Source organism: Scytonema hofmannii PCC 7110, assembly GCF_000346485.2.
GTDB lineage: Bacteria > Cyanobacteriota > Cyanobacteriia > Cyanobacteriales > Nostocaceae > Scytonema > Scytonema hofmannii.
This window is the reverse complement of the sequence record NZ_KQ976354.1, coordinates 3,789,726-3,806,953: the sequence shown is the minus strand read 5'-3', so window position 1 is coordinate 3,806,953 and position 17,228 is coordinate 3,789,726. Positions and strand designations below refer to the sequence as shown.

At 46.4% G+C, this 17,228-nt stretch carries 1 protein-coding gene; it reads right to left on the bottom strand.

The window, feature by feature from the left end; genetic code table 11:
* A partial coding sequence (locus WA1_RS15545; protein ID WP_066612897.1) for a non-ribosomal peptide synthetase occupies positions 1 to 17,227 on the bottom strand: 17,227 nt, incomplete at its 3' end.
* Position 17,228: the final 1 nt, after the last annotated feature.

Below are 17,228 nucleotides of genomic sequence, written 5' to 3'. Positions count from 1 at the left end.
GATTGGTATCGTAGCTCACCTTCAACCACAATTGCTCCCCCGGTCCGGCGACAACTGTCAGGGGATAATTTGCGTGTTCGATCCCTCGAAAATCCGCCACTGTCAAACCGCCATCGTCTTGTAAAGTATCGGCATCTACCGGATAATTCTCAAACACGACAATGCTCTCAAATAAAGACGTACCCCTAGGAATGTCACTCAAACTTTGAATTTCTACTAATGAGCAGTAGGAAAATTGTTCGGATTCCACCTGTTGGGTTTGTAAATCTTTCAACAAACTCAGCAAATCTGTCTGAGGGGAGATTTGCCAGCGCACGGGCACTGTATTGATAAATATCCCCACCATCGACTCCACACCAAGGAGTGCGGGGGGACGACCAGACAAGGTGGCACCAAAGACGACATCGGTTTCACCACTGTAGCGAGACAGGAGCAATCCCCAGGTAACCTGCACCAAATTATTCAGTGTCAATTGGTGCTGTTTGACAAAATCCACCGCTTGTGAAGTTGCGAGTGCGGATAAGTAAATGTGTTGTTCATCGTAACGGGAATGCTGTTGCCGTTGTGAGAGTGGTTTATCGACTCTCAACGGGGTGGGAGTGCTAAAACCTAAGAGTTTTTGTTGCCAAAATTCTTTGGCAGAATTTAAATCTTGTTGCTGTAACCAAGCAATGTAGTTGCGGTAGTTGACAGTTGGTGGTAATGATACATTTTCTCCATCACAGATGGCTTGATAAAACGCAAACAAGTCTTGAAACACCAACGGTAACGACCAACCATCCAGTAAGATGTGATGATGACACCAAACAAACTGATAAGTGTTCTCATCCAGTCGCAGCAGATGTAGCCGCATCAATGGCGCTTGATGGAGTTGGAAACCCTGTTTTTGCTCCTCATCCAAAAAAGTCTCTAGTTGTTCTTGCTGCTCAGTTTTCGTTAGCCCTCGCCAGTCTAGAGTATTGACTTTCACATCCAGTTGTCGATACACAACTTGCACGGGAGTACTCAAGGACTCCCACTCAAAAGCCGTGCGGAAGATGGAATGCCGTGCTACCACCATCTGCCAAGCTTGCTCAAAAGCTCGGACGTTAAGGTTTCCTGCAAAGGTGCAAGCGATCTGCTCAAAATAGACACCTGTGTTGGGAGCGTACAAACTTTCAAACAGCATCCCCGCTTGCATTGGCGATAACGGATAAATATCTTCCAGATTTTGCCAGTGAATTTGACTCAGTTGTGCGTTGGATGCTACTTTTGCTAACACAAGATCCAGTTCTGACTGGTTGAGTCTAATGAGTGGAAAATCTGTGGGTGTGTAACCAACATTGTCCGGTTCTAAACAATGAGCAATGAGATTTTGTAACTCACAGACAAATTCTGAAGCCAGATGTTCGATGGTTGTCTGCGCGTGGAGATTGCAGCTGTATGTCCAATGTATTTGTAGCTGTTGGTCTGCAATGATGGCGTTGATGTCTAACGAAGTTGAGCGCTGACCTTGTAAGCTTTGGAATTGTCCGCTTGATTCAGAAGCAAGGGATATCAGAGACTCGGTATTCAGAACTTGAGTAAATTGACCAAGATAATTAAAGCTAATCTGAGCCTTTGGAACTTTGGCGAGTTGAGCACTCCTGACTACGTCTTCGTTAAGATAGCGCAATAAACCGTAACCGATGCCTTTGTTGGGAATCGCCCGTAATTGTTCTTTGACTGATTTTAAAACCTTGCCCAGATTATTTGTGTCTGAGAGTTTTAACACCACTGGAAACATTGTCGTAAACCAACCGACGGTGCGCGATAAATCTACACCTTCAATAATATCTTCCCGCCCGTGTCCTTCTAAGTTGAATAACACTGAGTTTGAGTCAGTCCATCGACTCACAACCAACAATAATGCCGTTAACAAGACATCGTTAATTTGAGTTTTATATGCTTTCGGCACGTCTTGCAGCAGCGCTTGCGTTTCACTGGAGTTTAATGATACTGAGACTGTGCAAGTAGATGCCACTGTATTGGCTCCATCAGCATAGTCTACTGGGAGGGGAGTCACTGCGGTATTGGAGACATTCAACCAATAATCCAGTTCTGATTTGAGGTGATTTGATTGGGCATATTCTCTGAGGTGTTGTGCCCAATCTTTGAATGAAGTGGTTTTGGCTGGAAGTTGAATGGCTTTGCCTTCACACAATTGGCAGTATCCTGTCACCAAATCTTCTAACAAAATCCGCCAGGACACACCGTCTACCACTAAGTGGTGAATGATGATTAGTAATCGCGCTTTTTTGTCAACCCCCAGACGGAACAATGCCACTTGCACCAGATTTTCTGATAAATTCAAACTCGCTTGTAACAAATTGGCGGTGCTTTCCATCGCCCTTTGTTGCTCGCTCTCTGGCAATGTTGACAAGTCATAACAGCAGATCCCCATGCTGTCAGTGGGAGCAGCGTGAATCGCCAGCCAATTCGATTCTGTTTGTGTAAATCGCAAGCGTAGAGCATCGTGGTGTTTGAGTAATTCCTTCCACACCACCTCTAAGAACTTGATATTGATATCAGTTGGAACTGTCAGTAGAAATGATTGATTAAAGTGGTGTGATTGTGGCAATTGCTGCTCAAAAAACCACTGTTGAATGGGTGTTAAAGGTGATGCTCTAGTGACCAGTCCTTGTTCTATGAACAGTGCTTTTGTTGTCAGAGCAACTGTGGCTAATTCAGCAATGGTTTGATTGGCAAACAGTTGTTTGAGGCTCAGTTCTATCCCAGCGAGTTTTGCTTTGGCGATGATTTGAATGCTGAGGATAGAATCTCCTCCAAGTTCAAAGAAGTTATCGTGTATACCGACAGCTTCGACTCTGAGGACCTGTGCCCAAATTTCTGCCAATTTGGCTTCTACTGGCGTGCGGGGTGCGACGAACTTGTCTTCTATTCCCGTGCGTGATTCTGGAATTGGTAAAGCACGGCGATCGACTTTGCCATTGGGAGTCAAGGGTAGGGATTCCAGGAGCACAATGGCATTTGGTACCATGTAGTCTGGTAGCTTTTCCTTGAGGAAACTACGCAGTTCGTTCAGTGTAGGTGTCACCTGTTTTTGCGGTACGATGTAGGCCACCAGTCGTTTATTTCCAGGAATGTCAACGCGTGCGATGACACAAGACGATCGCACTTGGGGATATTGTCTTAGGACTGCCTCGATTTCGCCCAACTCAATGCGGAAGCCTCGAATTTTCACCTGATTGTCGATCCGACCCAAGTATTCGATGTTGCCATCGCTTAAGAAGCGGGCTACGTCACCTGTTTTGTAAAGGCGTTCAGAACAGGATTGGTCTTCCTTGAGGACCGAGCTCCTGTGCTCCTGTGCTCCCCTGCTTCTTCTCAAGGGGTTGGGGATGAATTTTTCTTGTGTCAATTCAGGGCGGTTGAGGTAGCCTCTTGCCAAGGAAGCACCGCCAATGTGCAATTCTCCCGGTACACCAATTGGTACTGGTTGCAGATATTTATCTAAAATGTAGACTTGTGTGTTGGCAATCGGACGTCCAATAGGAGGTGATATCTGCAATTGCTCCCGCGCAACTACCAGCCCAGAAGTCGTGACCACTGTATTCTCTGTCGGCCCATAATTATTCACAACTGAGAACGGCACTGAGGCGGATGGATACTGTTGCAGCCGATCCCCTCCCGTGAGCAGATAACGCAACGCTGAACTTTGGGTCTTCCATTCCAAAGATAACAACTCAATAGCCACTGGTGTCGGTACGAAAGTGATGGTAATCTTGTTGTCGATCAACCACTGTTGCAGATTCTCAGGCTCGGTGACGAGTTCGGATTTGACTAAGTAGAGAGTGGCTCCGCGTGTCAGGTAAGGCCAGATTTCCCACACCGCCGCGTCAAATCCTGTTCCTGCCAGTTGGGTGGCTCTATCGGATGAAGCGAGATCAAAAGTTCGCTGATGCCAGAACACTAAATTTAACAATCCTTCATAGGCGATGGGCACTCCCTTAGGTGTTCCTGTGGAACCACTGGTGTAGATGGTATAAGCTAAATCAGTTGCGCGTACAACCGTGGCAGGGTTCTCCCCAGAGAACTGAGACACCAACTGCCAATGAGTATCTAGACACACAACTTGTGCCGGATGTGATGGGAATTTCTCCACAAGATGCTGTTGGGTCAACAGCACGGAAACTTGGGCATCTTCTAACATGAAGCTCAGGCGATCTTGGGGATATTCCGGATCGAGTGGCACGTAAGCTCCTCCCGCCTTGAGAATAGCCAACAGTCCTACCACCATGGACAAAGAACGTTCCACGCAAATGCCTACGAGCACATTCGCTCCCACTCCACGAGAGCGCAAGTAATGCGCTAACTGGTTGGCGCGAGAGTTCAACTCACTATAAGTCAGTTGTTGATTTTCAAACACGATCGCCACAGCATTTGGGGTACGAGCTACTTGCTCCTCAAATAACTCATGGATACACTTATCAACGGGGTAGTCTACCCTTGTATCATTCCACTCCACCAATAACTGCTGTTGCTCCGTTAGTGTCAGCAGTGGCAATTGCGAAATCTGCTCGTTGGGATTTGCCACAATCGCTTCCAGTAAGGTCACAAAATGCCCAATCATCCGCTCAATGGTGCTGCCATCAAACAAGTCCGTGTTATACTCCCATCCCCCCACAAGTCCTATGGGCGTATTCTCCATGGACAAGGTCAGATCGAACTTGGTTGTGGCAGTTTCTATGGGCAATGAACTCACCGTTAACCCACTCAACTCGACAACTGATGTGGGTGCATTCTGAAGGACGAACATCACCTGGAACAATGGTGTATGGCTCAGGTCTCTTTCTGGCTGCACTGCTTCCACAAGCATTTCAAACGGTAAATCTTGATGGGCATATGCCGACATTGCCATCGACCGAATGCGAGTCAGTAATTCATTAAAGCTGGGATTGCCCGAGAGATCGGCACGCAAAACTAATGTGTTGACAAAAAAGCCAATCAAAGATTCAATTTCACTGCGATGGCGATTGGCGATGGGCGACCCTACCAAAATGTCTGCCACACCCGTATAGCGGTAGAGTAATGTATCAAATGCTGCCAACAAGGTCATAAACAGAGTACATCCTTGTTCCTGACTCAGGCGTGTCAGTTTTTGAGTCAGTTCCACCGAAAGTGCAAACTCAAGATATGCCCCATTGAAGGTTTGCACCGCGCCTCTGGGTCTGTCTGTCGGTAATGGCAAGAATGTTGGTGCGTACTCCAGTTGTTGAAGCCAGTAACTTAATTGGTTTTGGAGTATGTCTCCTTGCAACCATTGTCGTTGCCAAATAGCAAAATCTGCATACTGAATCGGTAATGGTGCTAACGGTGATGGCTTACCTTCACAATAAGCATTGTACAATGTTGCCAGTTCCTCAACAAACACGCCTATTGACCAGCCATCCGACACAATATGGTGCATACAAACCAATAACACGTGTTCTGTTTGTGACAACACCACTAATGTTGCTTTCAGTAGAATTGCGTTAGATATATCAAAAGGTTCGAGCGCTTGTTGTTGGGCTAATTGCTGTGCAGCTATTTCTTGTTCGCTAGGACATAACTGCTGCAAGTCAACCACTGAGACTGTCCAATTTAGGTCTGTGTGAATCAGCTGAGTTGCTTTACCATCGACCGTGATGAAATTGGTGCGTAATGCTTCATGGCGATGAATAATTTCAACTAAGCTTTGTTCTAAAGCGGCGACATAGAGCGTTCCTTGCAAACGCAAAGCGGCTGAAATATTGTATGAGGCACTCAGAGGCTCTAACCGATCTAAAAACCACAACCTCTGTTGTGCAAATGAAAGCGGGAGTTCTGCATTCTCTGACCTTGGTAAGATCGGCGTGTAAACGAGTTTTACGTTCTCTTGCTGTAATTGCTGTATCTCTTGCGCCAATTCGGCTACTGTTGGTGTGACAAATAAGCTCCGTAAGGGCAGTTCGACTTTGAAAACGTTGCGGATACGCGAAACCAATTGCGTTGCGAGTAGCGAGTGTCCTCCCAGTTCAAAAAAGTTATCGTATCTGCCCACAGCTTCTACTTTCAGTACTTGTGCCCAAAGTTGTGCCAGCATTTCTTCTGTGGGGGTGCATGGAGCAACGTATTTCTCTTGAAGTTCGCTGTGTTTATCGGGAGTGGGTAAAGCGCGACGGTTGACTTTGCCGTTAGGGGTAAGTGGTAGGGTTTCCAGGAACACAAAAGCGTTTGGCACCATGTACTCTGGGAGCTTTTCTTTCAAGAATTGCCGCAGTTGACTAATTGTGGGTGTCACTTGTGTTTGCGGTACGATGTAGGCGACGAGGCGAAGATCGCCTGGGGTATCTTCGCGTGCGATCGCACAATTGGCTTGCACGTCTTCGTGTTGGCTCAGTGCTGCCTCAATTTCACCCAATTCAATGCGGAAGCCTCGAATTTTCACCTGATTGTCAACGCGACCCAGGTATTCTATATTACCATCTGGTAAGTAACGCGCTAAGTCACCTGTTTTGTAAAGGCGTTCAGAACAGGATTGGTCTTCCTTGACTCCCCAGCTCCTGTGCTCCCCAGCTCCCCTGCTTCTTCTAAAGGGGTTGGGAATGAATTTTTCTTGTGTCAATTCGGGACGGTTGAAGTAGCCCCGTGCTAAGGAAGCACCACCAATGTGCAATTCTCCCGGTACACCTATTGGTACAGGCTGTAAATACCGATCCAAGATGTAGATTTGGGTGTTGGCAATGGGACGACCAATCGGAGGCAGTAGCGACCAACTATTTGCTGAATCACTTAGGGTAAAAGTAGTGACGACATGGCTCTCCGATGGACCGTAATGATTGTGCAAAGTACAGTCAGTTAGTTGACTTAACCAATTGCAAATGGCAGGAGTCATCTGTAACTGTTCTCCTGCAGTCATGATTTCCCGCAGATGGCTCGTAAATAATTTACCCCCAACAGCAACTTCAGCAAGTTGCTGTAAGCCAACAAAGGGAATAAACAATCTCTCAATCGCTTTGTCTTCTATCAAAGCTAACAAAGCCACTGCATCTCGACGCAATTCTTCCGAGATCAACAGCAATGTGCCTCCAGAATACCAAGTCGAAAACATTTCTTGAAAGGAGACATCAAAGCCGATAGGAGCAAATTGTAGCGTTTTTGCTCCACGAGAAAGTTTTAGGTTCTTTACTTGCCAAAAGATTAAATTGCAAAGAGCACGCTGACTCATGGCTACACCTTTCGGTTGTCCTGTAGAACCACTGGTGTAAATCACATAACCCAAATGATTGGCTTGTACGCCAGAAATGACATTGTTTTGACTGAACTGAGAAACTAACTCAGCCTCAGCATCTAAATAAACAAGCTGTGCAGTATGCTGAGGGAGTCTCTCAGAGAGTGAACGTTGGGTTAGCAGTACTTGAACTCGAGCATCTTCAACCATGAAGCTCAGGCGTTCGGTAGGATATTCTGGGTCTAGTGGCACGTAAGCCCCACCTGCCTTGAGAATGCCTAACAGTCCTACCACCATGGACAAAGAACGTTCCACACAAATACCCACCAACACATCGGCTCCCACTCCAAGCGAATCGCTACGCGACAGCTTCGCTGAACGCAAGTAATGCGCTAATTGGTTGGCGCGACAGTTCAATTCGTAGTAGGTCAGTTGTTGATTGCCAAACTCCACTGCCACTGCATCTGGGGTACGGGCTACTTGCTCCTCAAATAACTGATGGATACACTTATCAACGGGATAATCCACTTGAGTATTGTTCCACTCTACTAACAACCGCTGTTGTTCCGTTGGCGTCAGCAGTGGCAATTGGTCAATCCGCTCACTAGGATTTGCCACAATTGCTTCTAGCAGTGTCACAAAATGCTCAATCATGCGCTCAATGGTGCTGCCATCAAACAAATCCGTATTGTACTCCCATCCGGACACGAGTCCTGTGGGTGTATTCTTCATGGATAAGGTCAGATCGAACTTTGCTGTGGTGGTTTCTACAGGCAATGAACTCACCGTTAACCCAGTTAACTCGACAACTGATGTAGGCGCATTCTGGAGGACAAACATCACTTGGAACAATGGTGTATGGCTCAAGTCTCTTTCTGGCTGCAATGCTTCCACAAGCATTTCAAACGGTAAATCTTGATGTGCATACGCCGACATTGCCATCGACCGAATGCGAGTCAGTAATTCATTAAAGCTGGGATTGCTTGAGAGATCGGCACGCAAAACTAATGTGTTGACAAAAAAGCCAATCAATCCTTCGATTTCACTGCGATGGCGGTTGGCAATGGGCGAACCCACTAAAATGTCCGATTGCCCCGTGTAGCGGTAGAGTAATGTATCAAATGCTGCCAACAAGGTCATAAAGAGAGTACATCCTTGTTCCTGACTCAGGTGTGTCAGTTTTTGAGTCAGTTCCAGCGAAAGTGCAAACTCAAGATACGCACCTGCGAAAGTTTGTACCGCGTCTCGAGGTCTGTCAGTGGGTAATGGCAGGAATGTCGGTGCGTACTCCAGTTGTTGAAGCCAGTAATTTAATTGGTTTTGGAGTATGTCTCCTTGCAACCATTGTCGTTGCCAAATGGCAAAATCTGCATACTGAATCGGCAGTGGTGCTAGCGGTGAGGGCTTACCTTCACAATAAGCATTGTATAATGCTGCCAGTTCCTCAACAAACACACCTATTGACCAACCATCCGAGACAATATGGTGCATACACACCAATAACACGTGTTCTGTTTGAGACAGCACAACTAGTGTTGCTCTCAGTAGGGTGGCATTTGACAAGTCAAAAGGTTCGAGCGCTTGTTGTTGGGCTAATTGCTGTGCAGCTATTTCTTGTTCGGTAGGAGATAAATGCTGCAAGTCAACAACTGAGACTGTCCAATTTAGGTCTGTGTGAATCAGCTGAGTTGCTTGTCCATCGACTGTGATGAAATTGGTGCGTAATGATTCGTGGCGATGAATAATTTCAACTAAGCTTTGTTCTAAGGCTGCAACACAGAGCGTTCCTTGCAAGCGCAAAGCCATTGGGATGTTGTATGAAGCACTCAGAGGCTCCAACCGATCTAAAAACCACAACCTCTGTTGTGCAAATGAAAGTGGGAGTTCTGCATTCTCTGCCCTTGGTAATACGGGAGTATAAGTCAGTTCTACGTTTTCTTGCTGTAATTGCTGTATCTCTTGCGCCAACCCGGCTACAGTTGGTGTCGCAAATAAGCTCCGCAAGGGCAATTCTACTTTGAAAACGTTGCGGATGCGCGAAACCAATTGCGTTGCGAGTAACGAGTGTCCTCCCAGTTCAAAAAAGTTATCGTATCTGCCCACAGCCTTTACTTTCAGCACTTGTGCCCAAAGTTGTGCCAGCATTTCTTCCGTGGGGGTGCGGGGTGCAACAAATTTGTCGGATAATTCATGACTCGGTTCTGGTGCTTTTAAGGCGCGACGGTCAACTTTGCCGTTGTTGGTCAGAGGTAGGGACTCAAGGAGAACGATCGCATTCGGTACCATGTAGTCTGGTAGCTTTTGTTTGAGGAAGCTACGTAGAGAGTTGGGAGTGGGGGCGTGGTCGATGTGGGGTACGATGTAGGCGACGAGGCGAAGATCGCCTGGGGTGTCTTCGCGGACAATGACACAATTGGCTTGCACGTGGTGGTGTTGACTCAGTAGCGCCTCGATTTCACCCAATTCGATGCGGAAGCCGCGAATTTTCACCTGATTGTCGATGCGCCCTAAATACTCTAACTCACCATTGGGTAGATAACGAGCTAAGTCACCTGTTTTGTAAAGGCGATCGCCACCAGTGCTGTTGTGGAAGGGGTGAGAAATAAACCGTTGTGCGGTGAGTTCGGGACGATTGAGGTAGCCACGGGAAACCCCAGCACCGCCAACGTACATCTCACCTGGAACACCAATGGGTACGAGCCGTTGATGTTCATCCAAGACATACACCTGCAAATCTGGAATCGGGCGACCAATCAGACTGAGGGTGCTGTGAAAATCGTCTTTGCTTAATGGACGATAAGTGACGTGAACGGTGGTTTCTGTAATGCCGTACATATTCACTAACTGCGGGTGGCGATCGCCGTGGCGCTCAAACCAAGGATGCAAACTGTTGATTTCAAGACTTTCGCCACCAAAAATCACCAAGCGGAGGGACAAATTGGTCACAGTTGCCATGGACTGTTCTGCCTGCATCAACTGGCGGAAAGCCGAAGGTGTCTGATTGAGAATTGTGACTTTCTGTTGAGACAATAACTGATAAAAAGATTCTGGCGAGCGGGTCACCAGGTAGGGTACCACCACCAGTCGTCCACCGTAAAGCAATGCACCCCAAATTTCCCAAACCGAAAAGTCAAAGGCGATTGAGTGGAACAGAGTCCATACGTCTTGAGAGTTGAAGTCATACCAAGGTTGTGTGGCGGCAAACAAACGGGTGACACAATTGTGGTTAACTAAAACACCCTTGGGCAAGCCTGTGGAGCCACTCGTGTAGATGACGTATGCTAAGTGAGTCGGTGTTGTACCGTTGAGCGGATTGGCGGCGCTATTGCGAGCAATGTGATGCCAGTCGCTGTCTAAGCAAAGGACACGCGCCTGAATTGATGGGAATTTCGCCACCAGATGCTGTTGCGTTACCAGCACGGAGAGTTGAGTATCTTGAAGCACAAAGCTCATCCGCTCAGTGGGAGACTCGGGGTCGAGAGGCACATAAGCCCCTCCCGCTTTGAGAATCGCCAAAAGTCCCACAATCGCGGACAAGGAACGTTCCACACAAATGCCAACAAGCACATCCGCGCCCACACCGAGCGAGCGCAACTCATGAGCTAACTGGTTGGCACGAGAGTTCAACTCATTGTAAGTCAGTTGTTGGTCTTCAAATACGACTGCCACCGCATTCGGAGTCAGTGCCACCTGCGCCTCAAATAACTGATGGATACACTTATCAACAGCAGAGTCTAATTGTGTATCATTCCACGCCAGTAATAACTGCTGTTGCTCAGATGCAGTTAACAACGGCAATTGCTCAATCGGTTGATGTGGATTGGCGACAATCGCCGACAGCAAGGTGACAAAATGACCCAGCATTCGGTTAATCGTCCCATGCTCAAATTGATTGGTATCGTAGCTCACCTTCAACCACAATTGCTCCCCCGGTCCGGCGACAACTGTCAGGGGATAATTTGCGTGTTCGATCCCTCGAAAATCCGCCACTGTCAAACCGCCATCGTCTTGTAAAGTATCGGCATCTACCGGATAATTCTCAAACACGACAATGCTCTCAAATAAAGACGTACCCCTAGGAATGTCACTCAAACTTTGAATTTCTACTAATGAGCAGTAGGAAAATTGTTCGGATTCCACCTGTTGGGTTTGTAAATCTTTCAACAAACTCAGCAAATCTGTCTGAGGGGAGATTTGCCAGCGCACGGGCACTGTATTGATAAATATCCCCACCATCGACTCCACACCAAGGAGTGCGGGGGGACGACCAGACAAGGTGGCACCAAAGACGACATCGGTTTCACCACTGTAGCGAGACAGGAGCAATCCCCAGGTAACCTGCACCAAATTATTCAGTGTCAATTGGTGCTGTTTGACAAAATCCACCGCTTGTGAAGTTGCGAGTGCGGATAAGTAAATGTGTTGTTCATCGTAACGGGAATGCTGTTGCCGTTGTGAGAGTGGTTTGTCTACTCTCAACGGGGTGGGAGTGCTAAAACCTAAGAGTTTTTGTTGCCAAAATTCTTTGGCAGAATTTAAATCTTGTTGCTGTAACCAAGCAATGTAGTTGCGGTAGTTGACAGTTGGTGGTAATGATACATTTTCTCCATCACAGATGGCTTGATAAAACGCAAACAAGTCTTGAAACACCAACGGTAACGACCAACCATCCAGTAAGATGTGATGATGACACCAAACAAACTGATAAGTGTTCTCATCCAGTCGCAGCAGATGTAGCCGCATCAATGGCGCTTGATGGAGTTGGAAACCCTGTTTTCGCTCATCTAACAGAAAAGTCTCTAGTCGTTCTTTCTGCTCAATCGTTGATAACGCTCGCCAGTCTAGAGTATTGACTTTCACATCCAGTTGTCGATACACAACTTGCACGGGAGTACTCAAGGACTCCCACTCAAAAGCCGTGCGGAAGATGGAATGCCGTGCGACTACCATCTGCCAAGCTTGCTCAAAAGCTCGGACGTTGAGGTTTCCTGCAAAGGTGCAAGCGATCTGCTCAAAATAAACACCTGTGTCAGGAGCGTACAAACTTTCAAACAGCATCCCCGCTTGCATCGGCGATAACGGATACATATCCTCCAGATTTTGCCAGTGAATCTGACTCAGTTGTGATTGAGATGCAAGTCTTGCTAAAACCAAATCCAGTTCTGACTGGTTGAGTCTAATGAGTGGGAAATCTGTGGGTGTGTAACCGACATTGTCCGGTTCTAAACAATGAGCAATGAGATTTTGCAACTCACAGACAAATTCTGAAGCCAGATGTTCGATGGTTGTCTGCTCGTGGAGATTGCGGCTGTATGTCCAATGTATTTGTAGCTGTTGGTCTGCAATGATGGCGTTAATGTCTAAAGAAGTTGAGCGCTGACCTTGTAAACTTTGGTTTTGTCCGCTTGATTCAACTGCCAGCGATATCAGAGACTCTGTGTTGAGAACTTGAGTAAATTGACCGAGATAATTAAAGCTAATCTGAGCGTTTGGAATGGTGGCGAGTTGAGCACTTTGAACGATATCTTGATTGAGATAGCGCAATACGCCGTAGCCGATGCCTTTGTTGGGAACCGCCCGTAATTGTTCTTTGACTGATTTTAAAACCTTGCCCAGATTCTCTGTGTCTGTAAGTTTTAAAACCACTGGAAATATTGTCGTAAACCAACCGACGGTGCGCGATAAATCGATCCCATCAATAATCTCTTCTCGCCCGTGTCCTTCTAAGTTAAATAACACCGACTTTGAGTCAGCCCATCGACTCACAACCAGCACTAAAGCTGTTAATAAAACATCGTTAATTTGAGTTTTATACGCTTTCGGAACATCTTTCAGCAGCGCTTGCGTTTCACTGGAGTTTAATGACACTGAGACTGTGCAAGTAGATGCCACTGTGTTGGCTCCATCAGCATGGTCTACTGGGAGGGGAGTCACTGCGGTATTGGAAACATTTAACCAATAATCCAGTTCTGATTTGAGGTGATGAGATTGGGCATATTCTCTGAGGTGTTGCGCCCAATCTTTGAAAGAAGTGGTTTTGGCTGGAAGTTGAATGGCTTTGCCTTCACACAGTTGCGAGTATCCTGTCACCAAATCTTCTAACAAAATCCTCCAGGACACCCCGTCTACCACTAAGTGGTGAATGATGATGAGTAATCGTGATTTTTTGTCAACCCCCAAGCGGAATAATGCCACTTGCACCAAATTTTCTGATAAATTCAAACTCGCTTGTAGCGAATTGGCGGTATTTTCTATCGCCCTTTGTTGCTCGCTATCTGGCAATGTTGACAAGTCGAAACAGGATATGACATTGCGATCGCAATTCTCGGCATGAACTTGCTGCCAATTCGATTCTGTTTGTGTAAACCGCAAGCGCAGAGCATCGTGATGTGTGAGTAATTCCTTCCACACACGCTCTAAGAACTCGATCTTGATATCGTCGGGAACTGTCAGTAGAAATGATTGATTATAATGGTGCGCTTGTGGCAATTGCTGCTCAAAAAACCACTGTTGAATGGGTGTTAAAAGTGATGCCCCAGTGACTAATCCTTGTTCTATAAAAAGTGCTTTTGTCGTCAGAGCGACTGTCGCTAATTCGGCGATGGTTTGATTGGCAAACAGTTGTTTGAGGCTCAGTTCTATCTCAGCGAGTTTTGCTTTGGCAATAATTTGAATGCTGAGGATAGAATCTCCTCCCAAGCTAAAGAAGTTATCATGTATACCGACGGCTTCGACTCTAAGGACTTGTGCCCAAATTTCTGCCAATTTCGCTTCTACTGGCGTGCGGGGTGCGACGAACTTGTCTTCTATTCCCGTGCGTGATTCTGGAATTGGTAAGGCACGCTGGTCTACTTTGCCATTGGGGGTCAAGGGTAGGGATTCCAGGAGCACAAGTACGGAAGGTACCATGTAGTCTGGTAGCTTTTCCTTGAGGAAACTACGCAGTTCGTTCAGTGTAGGTGTTACCTGTTTTTGCGGTACGATGTAGGCCACCAGGCGTTTATTTGAGGGAATGTCTTCGCGGGCAATAACCACGGTTGATTGTACGTGCTCGTGTTGGCTCAGAACTGCCTCGATTTCGCCCAACTCGATGCGGAAGCCCCGAATTTTCACCTGATTGTCAATTCGCCCTAGGTATTCTATATTACCATCTGGCAGGTAGCGTGCTAAGTCACCTGTTTTGTAAAGGCGTTCAGAACAGGATTGGTCTTCCTTGAGGACCCAGCTCCTGTGCTCCTGTGCTCCCCTGCTTCTTCTAAAGGGGTTGGGAATAAATTTTTCTTCTGTTAACTCCGGGCGGTTGAGGTAACCTCTTGCCAATCCCATACCGCCAATATGCAGTTCTCCTGGCACACCTATCGGTACTGGTTGCAGATACTCGTCTAATATGTAGAGTTGTGTGTTGGCAATTGGTCGTCCAATGGGAATTGAACCAGAACGGTGTTGACCAGTTGGTACCTCGTAAATACAACAACCCACAACTGTCTCTGTTGGTCCATATTCATTGACCAATTTTGTTTCAGGTGCAAATTCTTGCCAGAAAGCAATGTTTTCTGCTAAGAGATTTTCGCCACCAATGATGAATGCTCTGGTTCGATTTGCTGCTTCTTTTGGTGATATTTGCTGATTGAGCAACTCTAAGTGAGCGGGTGTAATTTTAACTAAGCTTAAATGAGAGTGATGACGTAGAGCATGACTTAGAGTCTCAACAGCTTGGTCTTGAGAGAGAATTTCTACTTGATTACCTACTAATAACGGTGAGAAGAGACTGGTAACTGTGAGGTCAAATCCTAGAGGAGAATGAACGATTGTTCCTCCTCCCTGCTTGACTCCATAAGCTTGGGTACACCAGCTGAGGTAGTTAACCAATCCTTGGTGAGTAATTAGCGTACCTTTGGGTTTGCCAGTAGAACCGGAAGTATAGATGACATAAGCTAAATGAAGAGCATTTGTTTCACTGACTGGGTTGCATATCGGCTGTTGGATGTTTGCTTTCCAATCCCTATCTAGGCAAATGACTTGAATACCATCTGTTGGTAAGTTTTGTGCTAAATGCTGTTGAGTCAGGAGTATAGCTGTTTGAGTATCTGCTAATATAAAATTTTTCCGTTCACTAGGATAATCGGGATCGATGGGCACATAAGCCCCACCTGCCTTAAGAATGCTCAATAGTCCGACAACCATTTCAATTGAGCGCTCCACACAAATCCCCACCAGCACATCGGCTCCCACTCCCAAAGACTGCAAGTAATGCGCCAATTGGTTAGCACGGCTGTTCAACTCGTTATAAGTCAGCTGTTTATTATCACATACTACCGCTACTGCGTTGGGTGTACGCTCTACTTGCTCTTCAAACAACTGATGGATACATTTATCCCGAGGATAGTCTACCTCTGTATTATTCCACTCCACCAATAATCGATCGCGTTCGGCTTGACTCAACAGTGGTAATTCAGAAATACGCGCTTCAGGATTTGCTACAATTGCTCTAAGTAAATTTTCAAAATGCTGAGCTATTCGAGTTATTGTGGTTGCATCAAATAAATCGCTACTATAGCGCCAAATTCCCTCCAGACCTTCTGAATTTTCCAAGTAGTTCACTTCCAAGTCAAAATTGGCTGTGATATCCAGCGATAAGGGCATATTCTGAATAGTTAAACCGGGCAAATTGGAAGAGGACTGTGGGGTATTCTGAAGGGCAAACACCACCTGTACCAGAGGATTACGACTCAAATCTCTGACTGGCTGTAACTTTTCAACCAACATCTCAAAAGGCAAGTCTTGGTGGGCATAGGCTGACAACGTAGTTTGCCGCACTTGCGCGTGGAAGTCTCGAAAGGTGGGATTTCCAGAGAGATTGCCCCTTAATACTAGGGTATTAGCAAAAAACCCCACCAGCTGCTCGAATTCTAATTTGTTGCGATTGGCGATTGGGGAGCCAACGACGAGATCTGACTGACCAGTATAACGAGAAATTAAAACCAAAAAAGCTGCTAGTAGGGTAATAAACAGGGTTGCGTCTGATTCTTGGCTTAACTCTTTGAGGCGTTGCGTCAGATCGCGATCGAGCTGAAATCGCTCAACTCCTCCTCGGAAAGTTTGAACTGGGGAACGTTGTCTATCGGCTGGCAATTCTAGTATAGAAGGGATACCTGCTAACTGTTGCTGCCAGTAATTGAGTTGTCGATCGAGGACAACACCTGTCAGCCACTTGCGTTGCCAAACAGCAAAGTCAGCATATTGAATGTGTGATGGGGCTAGTGGGTTGGGCAATCCTTGAGTAAAAGCTTCGTATAGCTGACATAACTCACTGAAGAAGATATTTAGAGACCAACCATCGTAGATAATGTGATGCATCTTCAACAGCAGTACGTACTCCTGCTCACTCAGTTGGAGTAGGGTGAATTGTATTGATGATTCAACAGCAAGATCGAAGGGTTTAGATGCAAGGGACTGAGTCATTTGTCGAATTTGAGCAGTTTGCTCTTGGGTAGACAACCCCTGCAAATTATGGATTGGCAAAGTTAAAGCAGTCGGAGGAGCAATGAGCTGGGTAGGGTTTCCCTCTACCGTGGGAAAAGTGGTTCTTAAGACTTCGTGACGGCGAATAAGTTCACTGAGGCTCTGCTCTAGTGCAACTATATTAAGCGAACCCTGCAATCGTAAAGCTTCCACCATATTGTAAGCAGTACTATCGGGTGACATCTGCTGTACAAACCACAGTCGTTGTTGGGAAAAAGACAATGGTAACTGACCGTCCCGTGGCACTCTTTGAATGGAAAAATTATCAGAGGCTTTGACTTGCTTTGCCTCTTGAACCTGCTTTGCCTCTTGTAATAATAGAATAATTTCTGTTTTACGTCTGGCTATTTCTTGGCTTAGTGTTGGAGTTAACACCCCTTCAGGGGCGTGACACCGCAAGCGAGAGCCATCAGTTTCTAAGTTAATACCTAAATTTCTGAGTTGATAAAGAAATTCAAACGTGCTGTTACTCATT